Origin of the sequence: Listeria sp. Marseille-Q6474 (assembly GCF_946902005.1) — a bacterium.
GTDB classification, from domain to species: domain Bacteria; phylum Bacillota; class Bacilli; order Lactobacillales; family Listeriaceae; genus Listeria; species Listeria innocua.
In genome coordinates this window covers 216,234-233,094 of the sequence record NZ_CAMPPS010000002.1, presented here as the reverse complement: position 1 = coordinate 233,094, position 16,861 = coordinate 216,234, and the positions used below count along the sequence as shown (strand labels likewise).

Annotated in this window: 16 protein-coding genes and 1 other annotated feature; of the genes, 2 read left to right on the top strand and 14 right to left on the bottom strand. The window is 35.2% G+C overall.

The window, feature by feature from the left end; all coding sequences use genetic code 11:
* Positions 1-2: 2 nt before the first annotated feature.
* The 11 genes from isdC to OC533_RS11925 all read right to left on the bottom strand — a co-directional run bounded on the left by isdC (position 3) and on the right by OC533_RS11925 (position 12,111).
* Positions 3-629 carry a heme uptake protein IsdC gene (isdC, locus tag OC533_RS11975; RefSeq protein WP_003763505.1) on the bottom strand — a complete coding sequence of 209 codons (627 nt, stop codon included), beginning with the start codon at positions 627-629 and terminating at the stop codon, positions 3-5.
* A 215-nt stretch (positions 630-844) separates the two neighbouring features.
* Positions 845-1,111 carry a DUF3116 family protein gene (locus OC533_RS11970; protein ID WP_010991114.1) on the bottom strand — a complete coding sequence of 89 codons (267 nt, stop codon included), beginning with the start codon at positions 1,109-1,111 and terminating at the stop codon, positions 845-847.
* Between the two features lie 310 nt (positions 1,112-1,421).
* The gene (gene pepF, locus OC533_RS11965; RefSeq protein ID WP_010991115.1) at positions 1,422-3,227 is read right to left on the bottom strand and encodes an oligoendopeptidase F; all 1,806 of its coding nucleotides are present in this window, start codon (positions 3,225-3,227) and stop codon (positions 1,422-1,424) included.
* Between the two features lie 72 nt (positions 3,228-3,299).
* Entirely contained in the window at positions 3,300-4,415 is a 1,116-nt protein-coding gene (locus tag OC533_RS11960) for a competence protein CoiA (protein WP_194323576.1), read from the bottom strand.
* 126 nt (positions 4,416-4,541) lie between these two features.
* Positions 4,542-5,195, bottom strand: a complete 654-nt coding sequence (mecA, locus tag OC533_RS11955) for an adaptor protein MecA (protein ID WP_003763512.1) — start codon at positions 5,193-5,195, stop codon at positions 4,542-4,544.
* 221 nt (positions 5,196-5,416) lie between these two features.
* Positions 5,417-5,812 carry a transcriptional regulator SpxA gene (spxA, locus tag OC533_RS11950; RefSeq protein WP_003720569.1) on the bottom strand — a complete coding sequence of 132 codons (396 nt, stop codon included), beginning with the start codon at positions 5,810-5,812 and terminating at the stop codon, positions 5,417-5,419.
* A 319-nt stretch (positions 5,813-6,131) separates the two neighbouring features.
* Positions 6,132-7,100 (bottom strand): ABC transporter ATP-binding protein, encoded by a 969-nt coding sequence (locus tag OC533_RS11945; RefSeq protein WP_003763514.1) that lies wholly within the window; start codon positions 7,098-7,100, stop codon positions 6,132-6,134.
* Positions 7,097-8,173: an ABC transporter ATP-binding protein gene (locus OC533_RS11940; protein ID WP_003722316.1), complete on the bottom strand. Its 1,077-nt coding sequence runs from the start codon at positions 8,171-8,173 to the stop codon at positions 7,097-7,099. Before OC533_RS11940 ends, OC533_RS11945 begins: the two co-directional genes overlap by 4 nt.
* Before the next feature lie 17 nt (positions 8,174-8,190).
* Entirely contained in the window at positions 8,191-9,225 is a 1,035-nt protein-coding gene (gene opp3C / locus OC533_RS11935) for an oligopeptide ABC transporter permease (RefSeq protein ID WP_003763518.1), read from the bottom strand.
* Entirely contained in the window at positions 9,225-10,154 is a 930-nt protein-coding gene (gene opp3b, locus OC533_RS11930; protein ID WP_003763520.1) for an oligopeptide ABC transporter permease, read from the bottom strand. The genes opp3C and opp3b overlap by 1 nt, the downstream gene beginning before the upstream one ends.
* 277 nt (positions 10,155-10,431) lie before the next feature.
* Positions 10,432-12,111 carry a peptide ABC transporter substrate-binding protein gene (locus OC533_RS11925; RefSeq protein WP_003769807.1) on the bottom strand — a complete coding sequence of 560 codons (1,680 nt, stop codon included), beginning with the start codon at positions 12,109-12,111 and terminating at the stop codon, positions 10,432-10,434.
* A 623-nt stretch (positions 12,112-12,734) separates the two neighbouring features.
* Here OC533_RS11925 and OC533_RS11920 point away from each other — a divergent pair.
* Together OC533_RS11920 and trpS are read left to right on the top strand one after the other, a co-directional pair.
* Entirely contained in the window at positions 12,735-13,076 is a 342-nt protein-coding gene (locus OC533_RS11920) for a DUF3899 domain-containing protein (protein ID WP_185500960.1), read from the top strand.
* Between the two features lie 44 nt (positions 13,077-13,120).
* Positions 13,121-13,349 (top strand) — a binding site (T-box leader).
* Positions 13,350-13,415: 66 nt separating this feature from the next.
* On the top strand, positions 13,416-14,411 hold the full coding sequence (trpS, locus tag OC533_RS11915) for a tryptophan--tRNA ligase (RefSeq protein WP_031649509.1): 996 nt from the start codon (positions 13,416-13,418) through the stop codon (positions 14,409-14,411).
* A gap of 49 nt (positions 14,412-14,460) precedes the next feature.
* On the opposite strand, the gene OC533_RS11910 is transcribed toward trpS, so the two are convergent.
* The 3 genes from OC533_RS11910 to fabF all read right to left on the bottom strand — a co-directional run bounded on the left by OC533_RS11910 (position 14,461) and on the right by fabF (position 16,674).
* Complete coding sequence (locus tag OC533_RS11910) at positions 14,461-14,877, bottom strand: organic hydroperoxide resistance protein (protein ID WP_003767979.1); 417 nt, start codon at positions 14,875-14,877, stop codon at positions 14,461-14,463.
* Complete coding sequence (locus OC533_RS11905) at positions 14,861-15,313, bottom strand: MarR family winged helix-turn-helix transcriptional regulator (RefSeq protein WP_010991119.1); 453 nt, start codon at positions 15,311-15,313, stop codon at positions 14,861-14,863. The genes OC533_RS11910 and OC533_RS11905 overlap by 17 nt, the downstream gene beginning before the upstream one ends.
* 119 nt (positions 15,314-15,432) lie before the next feature.
* A complete protein-coding gene (gene fabF / locus OC533_RS11900) occupies positions 15,433-16,674 on the bottom strand; it encodes a beta-ketoacyl-ACP synthase II (protein ID WP_003767983.1) in 1,242 nt (413 codons plus the stop codon).
* Between the last annotated feature and the right edge of the window lie 187 nt (positions 16,675-16,861).

Below are 16,861 nucleotides of genomic sequence, written 5' to 3'. Positions count from 1 at the left end.
CTTTATTTAAAAATCGCACGTCTTTTAAGTAAAACTAACCCTGTCCCCGCTGCCACAAAAATAATTCCATATAAAAACATTTTGCTAGAATCACTAGACTTTGGATTTGCTACTTTATTATTTGAATCACTTGTAGTTGCTGGCGTTGTTGTACCATTATTATCTGAAGATTTCACAGCTGCACCCGATGATTTAACTGCCCCTTCATCAAAACGTAACTGGATTTGATATTCATGATGATAATTTAACCCGTCATCATCAATATCCACTTTAATTTTTGCATTAACAGGACTACTCAAAGTTGATACTGGGAATGACACTTTTCTAGTATCACTCGCTGTGTTTTTTGAAGTTACACTAACCGCATTTCCCTCAACCCACAGACCAGTAATCCACTTACTATGATTTACTTGCAAACTAACAGTAGATTTCCCTCCATTTACTGTCACTGTTGCAGGCTTGTCAAAATAGTCATTCGCCATTGATACTGAATCACTATCCCCTTGAAGCACTGTATAATCAACCGAATAAGTTCCGTCTTTAAGAGCAGCTTGTGCCGTTACACCAGCTGAAAGAAAAGAAAAACTAAACAAAACTACAAAAGCAACTAAGGCTAATACTTTTTTCACTCTTAACTCTCCCTTCTTTATTAAAAAACATCTATTTATAAAAAACCCCCACAGACATTTGTGGAGTAAAAGATTATGTAAAATTCATACGTCAACTATCATTTTAATTGATAATGATTATCATTGTCAACCACATTTTATTTTTCAACAGCCTTCACAACAAAAAAATCCATGGATGGCAACGTTTGTCCACGGATTAATAAATATTTACTGTTCTACTCATTCTCACTTATCTTGAGAAAATGTTCATATAACAATTCACCTTTTAAAGTTATTGTATATCTTTTTTCTGTAATATTGTTGTTTCTCGTTAAATATCCATTTTCTTCCAACCAGTACAGTGTAAGTAATACTTCATTCTTTGTATAATTGCGAAGATCCCCAAAATCAATCACTTCAAGCGACATATCATTAATTTTTGTATCTACACTTCTAGCAAAAAGAAGGACTTCTCGTAACAACTTTTCATCTTCAAATTCCATTTTTAATCCTCCTTTAATTCTAAGTTAGTAAACATAAATAACGTAAAAAGCCGTAGCTAAATGCCACGGCTCCTTACAGCGCAATCAAAAGGAGAAATTCACACAATCAAATAAAGGGGGTATTTGTTTGTGATTTATTTCACGGTTATAATATACCATATAACCTTACATAATTCAATAGTTCACATATCGTTTTTTATACTTATTCTTTATCCTACCACTCGAACGCTTCTACTACCCAAAAACATAAAAAAAGACACGATGCATATCATCTGCAACCGTGTCTTTTTTTAGTAATTTTCACAATGTATTATTTGACTAGTTTTTCTAATTCATCTAATCTTTGTTCAAAAACTTTTAACGCGTCATCCACAGGGTTCGGTGTTGCCATATCGACACCTGCTTTTTTCAACACATCAATTGGATAATCAGAACTTCCTGCTTTCAAAAAGTCAATATAAGCTGTTACCGCCTCTTGACCTTCAGTTAAAATTTTCGCACTTAAAGCTGATGCTGCCGAAAACCCAGTCGCATATTGGAAAACATAATAGTTCATGTAAAAATGTGGAATACGAGACCATTCATAACCAATTTCAGCATCATAAACAATTGCATCACCATAATATTTCTTATTAATATCAAAGTAAGTTTCTGTTAAATAATCAGCTGTTAAAGCAACTCCTTCTTGATCTGCTTGATGAATAGCATGCTCAAACTCAGCAAATTGCGTTTGACGGAATACAGTTCCTTTAAATCCATCTAAATAATGATTTAACAAATAAGCGCGTACTTTCGGATCATCATATTTTTTCAAAAGATAGTCCGTCAGTAAATTCTCATTAGTCGTAGAAGCAACTTCTGCTAAGAAAATCGAATAATCTCCATAAACAAATGGTTGATTCTTCCTTGTATAGTAACTGTGAACACTATGTCCAAGTTCATGAGCTAGCGTATAAACATTATTAATATTATCTTGCCAATTCAATAAAATATATGGATTTGTGCTATATGAACCAGAAGAGTATGCCCCGCTTCGTTTACCTTTATTTTCCATCACATCAATCCAGCGGCTATCAAAAGCTTCTTTTAAAATCGATTGATATTCATCCCCAAGTGGCTTCAAGGCTTCAAGGACAATCTCTTTTGCTTCCTCATAAGTGAATTCCAAATTAACATCATCAGAAAGCGGTGTATAAAGATCATACATATGAAGTTCTTCTAATCCAAGCAATTCTTTACGTAATTTTACATAGCGATGAAGTAAACTAGCATTATTGTTTACTGATTTTAATAAAGAGTCATAAACTGTCTCCGGAATATGATTTCCTGAAAGTGCTGCCTCACGAGCGGACTTATATCCACGTGTAGAAGCATAAAAATTAGATTTTTTCACTTGCCCGTTTAAAGTAGATGCTAAGGTATTCTTTAATCCTTCATAAACAGAATACACACCAAGAAACGCGTCTTTACGAACACGCGGGTCATTACTTTCTAACAACTTACCATAACGACCATGCGTGATTTCAATCTCTTCGCCATTTTCATCTTTAATTGTAGGGAACTTCATGTCCGCATTATTTAATGTGTTAAACGTATTAGAAGAACTACCCAAAACTTCGCCAGCATTCGCTAATAATGCCTCTTCTTTTTCACTTAAAATATAAGGTCGGCTTAAGTTTAATTCCTCTAATAAGTGTGCATATAGTTGCAAATCTTTATTTTCATTTAAAAATTGTTTTAAAACACTCTCATCCATCGCTAAAATTTCAGGATCATAATAAGATAATGCAGACATTAGTTTTGTAACTAAACTTCCTGCCCGACTATGTAATCCTTGGTATTTCGCATTAGCTGTATCCTGGTCCATTTTCAAATGAGCATAAACATATAAATTACTAATTAAATCATAAGCTTTATCACGAAATTGTAGTGCTTCATAAAGCGTTTGGCTACTTTCCGCTAGACGACCTTTAAATTGATCGCTTTCTTCTGTGATTTTTTGTAATTCTGTAAAGGCTTTTTCCCAAGCCTCATCATTTGGATAAATAGTAGTCAAATCCCAAGTTAAATTTTCTGGTACTTCTTCTCTTAAAGGTAATGCATTCGTTTTACTCAATATAAAAACCCCCAACCATAGTCATTTTGTTTTTATTATGAGCCAAAATAACTAAAAATGCAAAACAGATGTTTACACCCGACTCACGCGATTACCAGAAAAAGTCATAACTCGCTTCACTCGGTATCGTTTTTCTGGCACTACTGATAATACTCCTACGCTTATTAAGTAAGCAATATATGATTTTCCTAATTTCAAGCATTCATTTGGAGAAAGCCAAATTGTCATTATTTGTGTTACTACTGATCGAAACTTCTCTAAAAAACATTCTTCACTAAAAGTATCGCCTTTTTCCAACATATTAAAAAACGTTTCCCATAAATCGAATTGCCATTCTACAGCAGGAGTCATGACTAAAAATTGTTCTTCTAAATCCACACCAATTTCTTTCGGTAAATAATGCAAATAATAACCTGCACTATATAATTTTTGCATGAATTGTCCATGTTTTTTGAACTTCGCGTAGTAAAAGCATATTTTCTGTCTTTCTAATTCTCTATCTCGCTTTACATATGCATGGCGTGTAATAATTCGAGCTATTTTCTGCTTCCATTCATTCATCGGTGCTTTGCTAGAAAATTTCATCTCACTAGCAAAAAAGCGATTACCTTTTTCAAATGTCAGATGATAATAAAGAGTAGTTACCTTATCGCTTGCAGAATAATGCCAAAAATGATAACCCAACTTCTGCTCAAATTGAATAAACGCTTGTTGAAAAATAGTGAGACTAATACGTCCTTTTTCTTTTTTTATTGTCTGACCGAGTATCCAATGAACTTCTAAGCCAATTGATAAGTAGTCCATCGTCCGCTGAATCATTTCACTAATTGGGACCGATGATCTTTGAAATTCGATTACAATAGCATCACTCACATAAATATCCGCTTGCCGGCTAATTGCAGGAAAATAATGCTCTAATTCAACAGGAATGCCTTGAAAGCCAAACCAAGCCATAATTTGCCTCTTAGCTAATAAATGCTCCTCACTCTCTCCTTCAGAAGCAAATGCACACTTAGTCGCCTTCTCATGAGCGAAATGCGGTATTTTAATCTCGCCGGCTTTTATCATTACAGGACTATCACATGATTTACAAAACAATCTTTCTTCTTGCTTGATTCGCTCTACATTCATCTTTGTAATAGTAAAAGTATCTCCATTGTTGTTCTTAGCTGTAAAAATAAATATCACTCTCCTATTAGCTCTTTAATACTAATATTCGACATCTTACAGCTTTATTCCTGCTTTATTTTTAAAATCGCAAAAAAGACCCATTTGGTTGATTTTCCAACTCAAATGGGTCCTCTAAATAAAGTTTTAGAAATATTTTCTTACTTGCTTTAATGCAGGAACGTCAAAGATTACTTTTCCGTATTCAGCTAGCATATAACCAGTTAAATTCGACTCTAAACCGTACTCAAGCAAAATACTAACGGCATTGTCAATGTTAGATTCATCATACTTATTCTCAGGAAATTCTACGTTCAAATAATACTTCCCTTGATACGAATATAGCTTAGTTACTAAATTTTCCAGTCCTGTTGCACGTGAAAGTGAAATGAGATCTTCAAAATCACGGAACTCTAAAATAAACTCTAGCGTATCATCTTCTCCAAGTGATTCTTTCTTCACTGGATTGAAGTTTTCTTCGAGTAGTTTTTCGATTTTTTCTTCTGCAAGCTCATCTGGGGAGCTAAGCGTGACGTCAAAACCGTCCTCGCCTTTTCCACCAATTGTAGCTTTTGTTACGAATACTTCTAAGCCATGTTTTAAGGCTTGGACTTGTATCCAGAGCGGACCTTCAGGAGAGAACTCTTCTTCATATTTCAGCTCATCCATCATATCCCAGAAAAGTTCTTCACTTTTCTCGCGGTCATACCAAACATCTTCTTGATTAAAACCACGCTCTTCCAAATCCAGATAAGAGATATAAAACTTGATAGTATCCTCATTAATTCGTTCAATTTCCATCGTCACACTCTCCCTTCCTTCTTAGTCATTGACAATGAAGGGTGAAACTTAATTGGTTAAATTCATTGTAGCTCATATTACAAAATAGTACCACCATTTTTCCTTGGTGGATTATTATCTTAGCTGAAAAACGAAAAAAATTCAAGAACAATTACTTAAATTACAAAAAAAGTGCCAAGAATCCAATTGAATGGAATTCTCGGCAACCACTTTTATCAATCTTAGTTAACCATTTTTTGCGCTTCACGTAGTTGATACGTACGTACACGGCGCGGTAAGAAACGGCGAATTTCATCTTCATTGTACCCAACTTGCAAACGTTTTTCATCAATAATGATAGGACGTCTTAATAAGCCAGGATTTTTCTGGATTAATTCAAATAGTTGTTGCAAAGGAAGACTATCTAAATCCACGTTCAATTTTTGGAAAGTTTTTGAACGAGTGGAGATAATTTCATCTGTACCATCCTCAGTCATACGAAGAATTTCTTTAATTTCATCCAAACTAAGTGGTTCAGAAAAAATGTTTCTTTCCTTATAAGGGATATCATGTTCTTCCAACCATGCACGAGCTTTTCGGCAAGATGTGCAACTAGGTGAAGTGTATAACGTTACCATTAGACATTCACACTCCTTATCGGGTATTGTTTCATTCATATAACGAAATTCTAGCAATATCTCTATTTGGAAAATTCATTAAAGAACTTACACTTCATTATACACTAATTTTGTGAAATTCTATATACTAATTTTAAAATTTTTCTTTCCAAATATGTAAAACCATTGTTAGCAAGCCGTTATGTATATGATACCCCTACTATAACTTGTTTAAACTAAAATCACATGAAAAAAACAGCTTTTTTATGAGAATTTCATGAGAATTTTAATTTTGTAAAAAAACACCAATCAGATTTTACCCTGATTGATGTTTTTATTTTTACTTAACAGCAGCTTCAGCAGTTAGTTTAGCATGCTTTTCTTTATACATAACTTCTTCTTCTTCTGAACAATAAACAAAGTGTCCAGGAGCAATTTCGCGCATTTTAATTTCATCGCCATCTTTGTAATTATGGATAGTTGGATCATATGCTTTACGCACACGAGTACGTTCATAATTTGGATCTGGCAGTGGAATAGCGGATAAGAGTGACTCAGTATAAGGATGTAGCGGTGCATGATATAAATCATTTGCAGGCGCTAGCTCTACTAATTTACCGAAGTACATTACGCCAATACGATCACTAATGTATTTAACCATTGATAAATCGTGGGCAATGAATAGGTAAGTTAGATTTTTTTCTTTTTGTAATTGACGTAATAAGTTAACTACTTGTGCTTGGATAGATACATCCAGTGCAGAAATAGGCTCATCGGCAATAATAAATTCTGGTTGAACTGCAAGCGCACGAGCAATACCGATACGTTGACGTTGACCACCGGAAAATTCATGTGGGTAACGACCTGCATGTTCTTTGCTTAGTCCAACTGTTTCAAGTAGCTCATATACTTGTTGGTTCGTTTCTTCAGGCGTTTTAGCAAGGCCATGAATACGAATACCTTCAGCAATGATATCTTTAACTTTCATACGCGGATTTAAAGACGCATATGGATCTTGGAAAATCATTTGCATTTTACGACGGAATTCAAGCATTTCTTTACGGCTTTTACGTGCATGCACATCTTTACCGTTATAAATAACTTCTCCACCAGTTGCATCATACAAACGAATAATCGTACGTCCAGTTGTAGATTTACCACAACCAGATTCACCTACTAAACCAAGTGTTTCACCTTTATAAATATCAAAAGAAATATCATCAACAGCACGTACTTCGCTTGCAGTACCTTTGTTAAAGTATTGCTTTAGATTATGAATCTCTAATAATTTTTCTTTTTGTTCAGTCATTCTACTTCTACCCCTTTCGCATGGACAGCTTGCATGCCAGGATGAAGTTCCGCAAACTGTTCTTGGCGACGTAATACAGCATCAGGAGGCGTTACTTCAGGTGCATCAGGATGAAGCAACCATGTAGCCGCATAATGTGTATCTGACACCTTAAATAGTGGTGGCTCTTCTTCAAGGTCAATTTGCATTGCGTATTTATTACGCGCAGCAAATGCGTCCCCTTTTGGAGGATGAAGTAAGTCTGGTGGCGTACCTGGAATAACAAATAATTCTTCATCGTCTGTATCCAAAGTAGGCATAGAACTAATTAATCCCCATGTATAAGGATGTTGTGGATTATAGAAAATTTCATCGACTGTACCGATTTCTACAATTTTACCACCATACATAACAGCAACACGGTCTGCAACATTCGCAACCACGCCAAGGTCATGGGTAATGAAGATAATCGATGTATCAATTTTTTTCTGTAAGTCTTTCATTAAATCCAAAATTTGCGCTTGGATTGTAACGTCTAATGCTGTTGTTGGTTCATCAGCAATTAGAATTTGCGGGTTACATGCAAGTGAAATCGCGATAACAACCCGTTGACGCATCCCACCAGAAAATTGGTGAGGATATTGTTTAATTCTTTCTTCTGCATTTGCAATACCAACTAATTGAAGTAAACGAAGAGCTGTTTTATGAGCTTCATGTTTACTAATTTTTTGGTGTTTAATAAGTGGTTCAGAAATTTGTTTTCCAATTGTCATCGTTGGATTCAAGGATGTCATTGGATCTTGGAAAATCATAGCTATATCTTTCCCACGAATTTTTTGCATTTGTTTTTCGTGAGCTTTAGCGATATCCATTCCGTTAAATAAAATTTGGCCACTTTTAATTTCTGAGTTACCTTCTGGAAGTAAACGCATAATCGATTTTGTCGTTACTGATTTACCAGAACCAGATTCGCCAACAATCGCTAAGGTTTCCCCTTTATATAAGTCAAAATTAACTCCACGAATCGCCTTAACTTCTCCGGCATATGTGTGGAATGAAATATTTAAATCTTTAACTTCTAATAGCTTTTCCATTTTTCCTCACCTCTCTTTTAATCGCGCATTTTAGGATCAAAGGCATCACGCAAGCCATCTGCAATTAAGTTAAATGCAATCATGATGATACAAAGTACAATACATGGATAAAGAATCATATACGGTAATACTTGTAATGTTTTATATCCATCATTTACCAAGACACCAAGAGATGCTGCTGGCGCTGGAAGACCTAACCCAATAAAGCTTAGGAAGGCTTCAAAGAAAATCGCACTAGGAATACTAAACATAATGTTAATGATAATAATCCCAGAAATATTTGGTATTAAGTGTTTTACAAGAATTTTCGGAGTAGATTCTCCTAGAGTCATGGAAGCCATAACAAATTCTTGGTTTTTAAGTTTTAAGACTTGTCCCCTGACTACCCGAGCCATCGTTATCCAACTGGTCATGGCAATTGCTATGATAATGGAAACAATCCCTGGATCAAGTATCAGCATCATTAAGATAACAACAACTAAGTTTGGAATTGCACCAATAACTTCTAGAATACGTTGCATAACGTTATCTACTCGACCACCAACATAACCGGAAATCAATCCGTAAGTTACACCAATGATTAAATCACATAGTGCTGCAACAACAGCAATAATAAGTGATACACGTGTACCAGCCCAAATACGAGCAAATTGGTCACGTCCGAGTGTATCACTACCTAACCAGTAGTAAGTACCCTCTTTAATGTTATTTTGTTTATAAATATCAACGTCTTCTCCACCAATGGATTGATGACCATTCCAAAATGGCATATTTTCAAATCCTTGAACTTTCGGTGGAAGACTTGCATTTTCAGTAATTTGTCTATTAATATCATTTTTTGGTCCTAGATTTTGTGATAAATAAGGGCCAACAATCGCCATGATAATAACAAGGGCTAATACAATAAGTGAAACTAAAGCCGCTTTATTTTTACGAATACGAAGCCAAGAATCTTGCATAAATGTTAAACTTGGACGATTAATTTTTTCCGCTTCTGCATCAAGGATGTGTGCTGGCTGGAATCTTTCTTTTGCAATTTTATGTTCTGCCATTATTTTCTACCTCCAGACACACGGATTCGTGGATCAATCAATCCGTAAAGAATATCTACTACCAAGATAACAAATACAAGCATAGCAGCAAATAATAATGTAGTTCCCATAATTACTGGATAGTCATTCATTTGAATAGAAGAAACGAACTGACTTCCGATACCTGGGATACTATAGATGTTTTCAATAACAAGGGAACCAGTCATCAGTGCAACCGATAATGGTCCTAAAACAGTAATTAAAGGAATAAGTGCATTACGAATCGCATGTTTTACTGCTACTTCAGTTCTGCTATTCCCTTTTGCTTTTGCAAGTAGAACATAATCAGATGCAAATACATCGATTAATTCTGTTCTCATAAAACGAGCTGCTGTTGCAAGTGGGAACATAGCAAGTGCGAACGCTGGCAAAATTGTATCTGCAAACGAACCCCAACCTGCCACTGGGAAAATTTGTAATTTAGCTCCTAACCAGTATTGCAACACAGTCGCAAATACAAATGATGGAACTGATTTACCTAATATTGCTATAAATGTACTCGTATAATCCGGCCACCTATTTTGATACATGGCCGCTACGACCCCAAGTAAAATACCAAAGATAACACCAAAAACCATTGCCTCAAGTGCTAATTGGACAGATGGACCAATCAGTGCACCTAAAATCTCAGACACTGGTCTATTATCAAGTTGGAAGGAAACACCAAGATCTCCTTTTACCAAACCTGTCATATAATTTAAGTATTGGACTGGAATTGAATCATTTAGTCCATACTTTTCATTCATCATGTGAATTTGTTCGTCAGATAGTTTCTCCTGATTACGGTAAGGCGTACCAGGCAAGAATTTCATAAGAACAAACGTAACCGAAGCAATGATGAATAACGTTATAAGCATATATAATACTCTTTTTAACGTATATTTAACCATCTATCTCTACACCTCCCAGTTTTAATAAATATATAAAAAAGTTATTCCTAACCAAATTCGCAAGTTTAGTGAGCCTTTTTCTTCGTTTCTAAACTTTTATTGCAAAAGTGCAAATTAGTTAGGAAAAAAACTTCATTTTTCGAATGTTAGGTTCTAGATAAACTAGAAAAGGATACTTTAATTTTTTATTATAACACATCAAAATCATCAGCAAAAGGAGAGAGCATATCGAAATATACTCTCTCTTTCCGTCAAGCATTTCTTAAAGACTAATATTTTATTTAGTCAAGTATGTTTCTTTGTAAGTGTAGTCTGGACCAAATGGATTTTTTTGCAAGTTTTTAATGTAGTCTTTTTGTAGGTATGCAGTAGAACGTTGATAAAGTGGTTGAACAGCTACATCATCCGTAAGAAGGATTTTTTCTGCTTTAACCATTTCATCCCAACGTTTTTGTTCGTCAGCTGCATAAGTTACAGACGCATCATTTAAAATCTTGTCATAGTCTTTGTTAGAATAACTCATTCTGTTTTGTGCACCATCAGTTACGAATAGATCTAAGAAAGTGGATGGATCTTGATAGTCAGGACCCCAGCCGCTCATAGAGAAGTCGTAATCTTGGTTTTGGTCATTTTGTAAACGAACTTTAAATGGTACGTTTTTAAGTTTAACTGTAAGACCATCTAAGTTCTTTTGTAGTTGGTCTTGAATGAATTCAGAAGATTTTCTCGCATTTTCAGTATCATCACTAGTGAATTCAACTGTAATTTCGTTAACTCCTAATTCTTTCAAACCAGCTTTCCATGCTTTTTGTGCTTCTTTTACATCATATTCTAAATGTGCACCAGATTCTTTTGTATAATCTTCTTTGTTACCTGGATCAAAAGTGAATCCTTCTGGTACAAGATTGTTTGCAGGTTTAGATCCGTTTTTAAGAACTGTGTCAGTGTACGATTGTTTGTCAATCGCAAGTGCAATAGCTTTACGGATGTTTTTGTTAGCAAATACTGTGTCTTTGCCAGCACGTTTTTGGTTAAATTTAATGTAGAAAGTTGAAGAATCGTTCACTGTTACATAGTCTTTATTGTTTTTGTTTTGAGCTGCATAATCAGCACTTAATACTGTGCGGTCAACTTTGTCAGTGTTGTATAAGTTAAGTCCAGTACCGGAGTCTTGAACAACTTGTACGTTGATTTGTTTCAACTTAACTTTATCTTTATCCCAATATTTATCATTTTTTACGTAAGTCCATTTTTTGTTTGTTCCAGTCCAATCTTTAAGTTGGAAAGGTCCGTTGAATAACATGTTGTCACTATTTTGTGCATATTTTTCGCCTTTTTCCGTAACGAATTTTTCGTTAAGTGGGAAGAAAGTTGGGAATGCGAATAGTGAGTTAATGTAAGCAGTTGGTTTAGAAAGAGTAACTTCTAAAGTATAATCATCTACTGCTTTAATTCCTAATTCTTCAGGTTTTTTCTTGCCAGCTACGATATCGCCACCGTTTTTGATTGCATCAAATAGGTAAGAATATGTTGCTGCAGTGTTAGGGTCAACCGCACGACGCCATGAGTAAACATAGTCATTTGCAGTTACAGGATCTCCGTTAGACCATTTTGCATCTTCACGAAGTTTGATAGTATAAACTGTTTTGTCATCGCTAATTTTTGGCTCTTCAGCAGCACCGGCAATGGCAGGAATACCATCTTTGTTAAGCGCATATAGACCTTCGTTTGTTTGGTTTACAACGTTTAAACCAACTTGGTCATCCGCTTTTGTGCTGTCTGCAGAAGGAATTAATGCACTTTCTGTCAAGTTAAGTACTTGCTCTCCTGAAGCTTTTCCTGAGTTTGAGCCTTTTTTGTCGTCGGATTTGGAATCTGATCCGCCTCCACATGCTACCAAGACTAAGCTTAGTAATAGTGTTAATCCAAGTGTAAGAAATAATTTAGATTTTTTCACTAAGTAGACCTCCCTTTTTTATTTTTCTGAAAAATTGTTTCGATACCTATTATACTCTAAGAATTCTGGCTTTGTAAATTATTTTTACAAGATAAATGAAAACAAGGATGAAAGATACAAGTTATTAAAATATTAAGGCAAAATTGAAATTGCGCGAAAAATCTGAACAGAGATTGTTACGCTATCCATTATTTTGCAATAACTAGAATTAATTATGTATACTTTGCTAAACCTTTTGATTAAGTTTTCAGAAAACATAACCATTTAAATTGATAAATTTACAATCGACTTGGCCAGTTATGTATAAATCCAACGAAGCCATCTTTTTCTGTATAAGAAAAAATATCGAACCCCTTTAAAATTTAAAGGATTATTATATTTATATACTTTTTTTGAGCTGTTGTCTAGATAAAAATATCAAAAATTTAATTAAATTTTGTAATAAATTCGAAAAACGTTGGTATAGTGGGATTTTTTTGTTAATAATATGTAAAGACAGTTTAGGGATTTTTTTGCAGAAAAGGTCTAATTTCTAACATTGCATGATAGCTTCCTTCTATCATATAGTGTTTCTGTTAGAATTGTGATAAAGTGAATTATGAATTTTAATTAGAGGTGAAGTTATGTTTTTACGAATTACTATTTATACACTTATTCAAGAAGCTATTGTATTTGGGATCCTGCTTTTTGGAAAAAATGGTGTAAGTTTAAGCGGTTATATAGACGTCGCGTTTCTCGTCTCACTCATTACATTATTAATTGGTTTGCTAGTTTATATTATGAGGAGCGGTTTTTTAGACCGAGTTCATAACGGCTTCCGAAGTATTTCTCGTAAAATCAAACGTGAAGAAGAAAATGAGTTCTCGGATATGCTCCTTTCAGAACTTGTTGGGCTACAGTATACTGGGATTTTAATTAGCGCACTGTTTGTTATGCTCTCCAGTATTCTCTGTATGTTTTTATGATTGACAAGCCGTTTTGTAAACTGATAAAATGAACTTAATATAACTGATGCGTTAATAAGAAGAATAGTACATTTTGTTGCTTTGTAATAGAGAGTCTGTGGTTGGTGAAAACAGATAAAGCGCAAAATCGAATGGACTTCTGAGGACTGTTTGTGAAAGAAAAGTAGCAAGCAGCGGCTAAAGACCGTTATCTTCTTTAATAGAGTTTTTCTATTACTAAGAGCCTTTAAGAGGTACTTAGGGTGGCACCGCGGATAACCGTTCGTCCCTAAACATTTATATGTTGGGATGGACGGTTTTTTATTTTCGCAATCAGTGAAAAAATTGGAGGAATACAAAATGAAAAAAGTAATATTTTCCGGCATTCAACCTAGTGGACAACTAACTTTAGGAAATTATATTGGCGCTTTAAAACAGTTTGGACAGTTTCAAGATGAATATGAATGTTTTTATTGTATCGTAGACGAACACGCTATTACGGTACCTCAAGATCGACTAAAACTACGCGAACAAACAAGAAGCCTTGCTGCTCTTTATTTAGCCGTTGGACTTGATCCTGAAAAAGCAACATTATTTATTCAATCTGAGGTTGCAGCCCACGCACAAGCTGCTTGGATTTTACAGTGTAACGTTTATATTGGCGAATTAGAACGCATGACACAGTTTAAAGATAAATCAGACGGTAAAGCTGGTGTGAGTGCTGGACTGTTAACTTACCCTCCATTAATGGCTGCGGATATTCTACTTTATCAAACAAATTTAGTACCTGTTGGTGAAGACCAAAAACAACATATTGAGTTAACTCGTGATTTAGCAGAAAGATTCAATAAAAAGCATGCTGATATTTTCACGATGCCAGAAGTATTTATCCCTAAACAAGGCGCTAGAGTTATGTCGCTTCAAGACCCAACGAAAAAAATGAGTAAATCTGATGCAAACTTAAAAAATGCGATTTTCTTATTAGATCCACCTGCTACAATCAGAAAAAAAATCAAAAGCGCTGTTACTGACTCTAGTGGTATCATTGAATATAACAAAGAAGAAAAACCTGGTGTCTCTAACTTACTAACGATCTATTCCGTTATTACTGGTGAAACAATCGCTAATATAGAAGAAAAATATGTTGGTAAAGGCTATGGTGACTTTAAAACAGATTTAGCAGAGTTAGTTGTTGCTGAACTTGAGCCAATCCAAGAACGATATTACGCTTACTTAGAATCTGAAGAACTGGATAATATTTTAGATGCAGGGGCAGAAAAAGCGGCTCGTGTTGCTAATAAAACATTGAAGAAAATGGAAAATGGTGTCGGACTAGGACGCAAACGCAGAAAATAAATAAAAGGCGAATACTTGGATAACCAAGTATTCGCCTTTTTACTATTAATTAACCTACTTTAATTTCCACATCAATGTTACCGCGAGTAGCTTTAGAGTAAGGGCAAACTTCATGTGCTTTTTTAAGAAGTTCTTCTGTTTTTTCTTTATCTTGTCCTTCAATAGTTCCTTCTAATAATACTCCGATTTTGAAACCATTGTCTTCTGGGTCGCTATACAAGCTAACAGTCGCTGTTACAGTACTTTTAGCTTCAATTCCAGCTTTTCCAAGTACTAATTCTAATGCACTATTGAAACAAGCTCCATATCCTGCTGCAAATAATTGTTCAGGGTTTGTTCCACCGCCGCCGTCTCCACCAAGTTCTGTTGGTGCTGAGATGTCAAAATAAAATACGTTATCTGGAGAATGTACTTCACCGCTTCTTCCACCAGTGTTAATAACCGTTGTTTCATAAAGTTTTTTCATTTCCTATTCCTCCTAATTGATTAGTAAGTGCTTGTAATTTAGTAAGTAATTGTGTGTAATCTTGTTCCTCGAAACCTAGTAATTGAAGGCAAGTGTCCACGCTTTTTAACACAGCGGGTTGTATTTCTATTGCTTTTTCTGTTAGTTCAATATAGACACGGCGTTCATCTTCCGGATGACGACTCCGTGTTACATATCCCAAATTCTCCATTCGTTTTAACATTGGTGTTAATGTCCCGCTGTCTAAAGCTAATCTTTTTCCAAGATCAGTAACCGTTTGTTTTTCACCTTCCCATAAAACAAGTAACGTAATATATTGTGGATAGGTAAGTTGGAACGGATCTAGTGCTTCGCGGTAGAGTTTGGTAAATTGTTTGGATGCATTGTAAACAGAAAAACAAAGCTGTTCCTCTAATATACGCGTGTTCGTGTCCAACATGTTCTCCTCCTTTTAAGTTGTGTACAATTTAATTTTATACAACTTTATTAATTAAAGCTAGTTTTTTGCTCAAAAAAAGCCTTGATTCCATTTTAGGAAACAAGGCTTTAGTTATTTTAGTCTTCTATTCTTTTGAATACTAGTGTCGCATTGTGGCCACCGAAGCCAAAAGAGTTAGACATTACGACATTTACTTCTGCTTCACGAGCTTTGTTTGGAACATAATCCAAGTCACATACTTCATCTTGATTTTCCAAGTGGATTGTTGGCGCGATAATATTATCACGAATACTTAATAAAGCAAAAATAGCTTCAATACCACCTGATGCACCTAAAGTATGTCCTGTCATTGATTTGGTAGAGCTAATAGCCAATTTCTTCGCATGCTCACCGAACACAGTTTTAATCGCTTGTGTTTCGTATTCATCATTGTAAGGAGTACTTGTTCCGTGCGCGTTAATGTAGTCAACTTTGTCAGGAGTAAGTCCCGCATCGTCAATCGCCATTTTCATTGCACGTGCAGCGCCTTCACCATTTGGCGCTGGTGCAGTAATATGATATGCATCACCTGTTGCACCGTAACCAACAACTTCTGCATAAATTTTAGCACCACGAGCTTTTGCATGTTCATATTCTTCTAAAATCACAACCCCAGCACCTTCACCAATAATAAAACCATCACGGTCTTTATCAAATGGACGACATGCTGTTTCTGGGTCTGGATTTAATGATAAAGCTTTATTTGCTGTAAATCCTGCTAATGACATTTTTGTAATTGGTGCCTCTGCTCCACCAGTAATCATTGCATCTGCATCCCCGCGTTCGATAACTTTAAATGCGTCACCGATAGAGTTAGTTGCAGTTGCACATGCCGTTACTGTAGTAGAGTTAATTCCTTTTGCTCCAAAACGAATCGAAACTTGTCCTGAACCCATATCTGGAATCATCATTGGTACAAAGAACGGACTAACGCGACGATGTCCACGATTTAGGAAAACTTCATATTGCGTTTCGAATGTTTCCATTCCACCGATACCGGATCCAATCCATACACCAACACGAGTGGCATTGGAATCATCAATAATTAAGCCAGAATCTTGTACAGCCATTTCAGCACTTGCAATGGCATAGTGGGTGAAACGGTCCATTTTACGAGCTTCTTTTTTCTCTAAATATTTTTCTACATCAAAGTCTTTTAATTCTGCTGCAATTTTAACCGGAAAGTCATCCGGATTAAGTCTTGTCATTTCTGCAACACCATTGACACCTTTTTTTGCGTTTTCCCACGAAGTTTCTGCATCATTCCCAATTGGTGTAACTGCTCCAATACCAGTAACAACTACTCTTCTTCTATCCATTTACTCATCTCCTTATTTTGCAATTCATAAAAAACAACTTCTGTCTATACGACAGCAGCTAGTATAAAATTAAGGCTTTATTTAAAATAAAAATATTGCATAAACAAAATAAACCAAAAGCCTGCTCTATTATAACATAAATAAAGAAGAGTTGCCCTAACTAAAATAAACGTTAGGGCAACTTTCC

What these genes read in the sequence shown, in the direction of transcription:
- spxA (WP_003720569.1), bottom strand. Translation starts at nt 5,812, where the DNA reads ATGGTAACGTTATACACTTCACCTAGTTGCACATCTTGCCGAAAAGCT.
- opp3C (WP_003763518.1), bottom strand. Translation starts at nt 9,225, where the DNA reads ATGGCAGAACATAAAATTGCAAAAGAAAGATTCCAGCCAGCACACATC.
- fabF (WP_003767983.1), bottom strand. Translation starts at nt 16,674, where the DNA reads ATGGATAGAAGAAGAGTAGTTGTTACTGGTATTGGAGCAGTTACACCA.
- OC533_RS11970 (WP_010991114.1), bottom strand. Translation starts at nt 1,111, where the DNA reads ATGGAATTTGAAGATGAAAAGTTGTTACGAGAAGTCCTTCTTTTTGCT.
- mecA (WP_003763512.1), bottom strand. Translation starts at nt 5,195, where the DNA reads ATGGAAATTGAACGAATTAATGAGGATACTATCAAGTTTTATATCTCT.
- trpS (WP_031649509.1), top strand. Translation starts at nt 13,416, where the DNA reads ATGAAAAAAGTAATATTTTCCGGCATTCAACCTAGTGGACAACTAACT.
- OC533_RS11920 (WP_185500960.1), top strand. Translation starts at nt 12,735, where the DNA reads ATGTTTTTACGAATTACTATTTATACACTTATTCAAGAAGCTATTGTA.
- OC533_RS11940 (WP_003722316.1), bottom strand. Translation starts at nt 8,173, where the DNA reads ATGGAAAAGCTATTAGAAGTTAAAGATTTAAATATTTCATTCCACACA.
- OC533_RS11910 (WP_003767979.1), bottom strand. Translation starts at nt 14,877, where the DNA reads ATGAAAAAACTTTATGAAACAACGGTTATTAACACTGGTGGAAGAAGC.
- opp3b (WP_003763520.1), bottom strand. Translation starts at nt 10,154, where the DNA reads ATGGTTAAATATACGTTAAAAAGAGTATTATATATGCTTATAACGTTA.
- OC533_RS11945 (WP_003763514.1), bottom strand. Translation starts at nt 7,100, where the DNA reads ATGACTGAACAAAAAGAAAAATTATTAGAGATTCATAATCTAAAGCAA.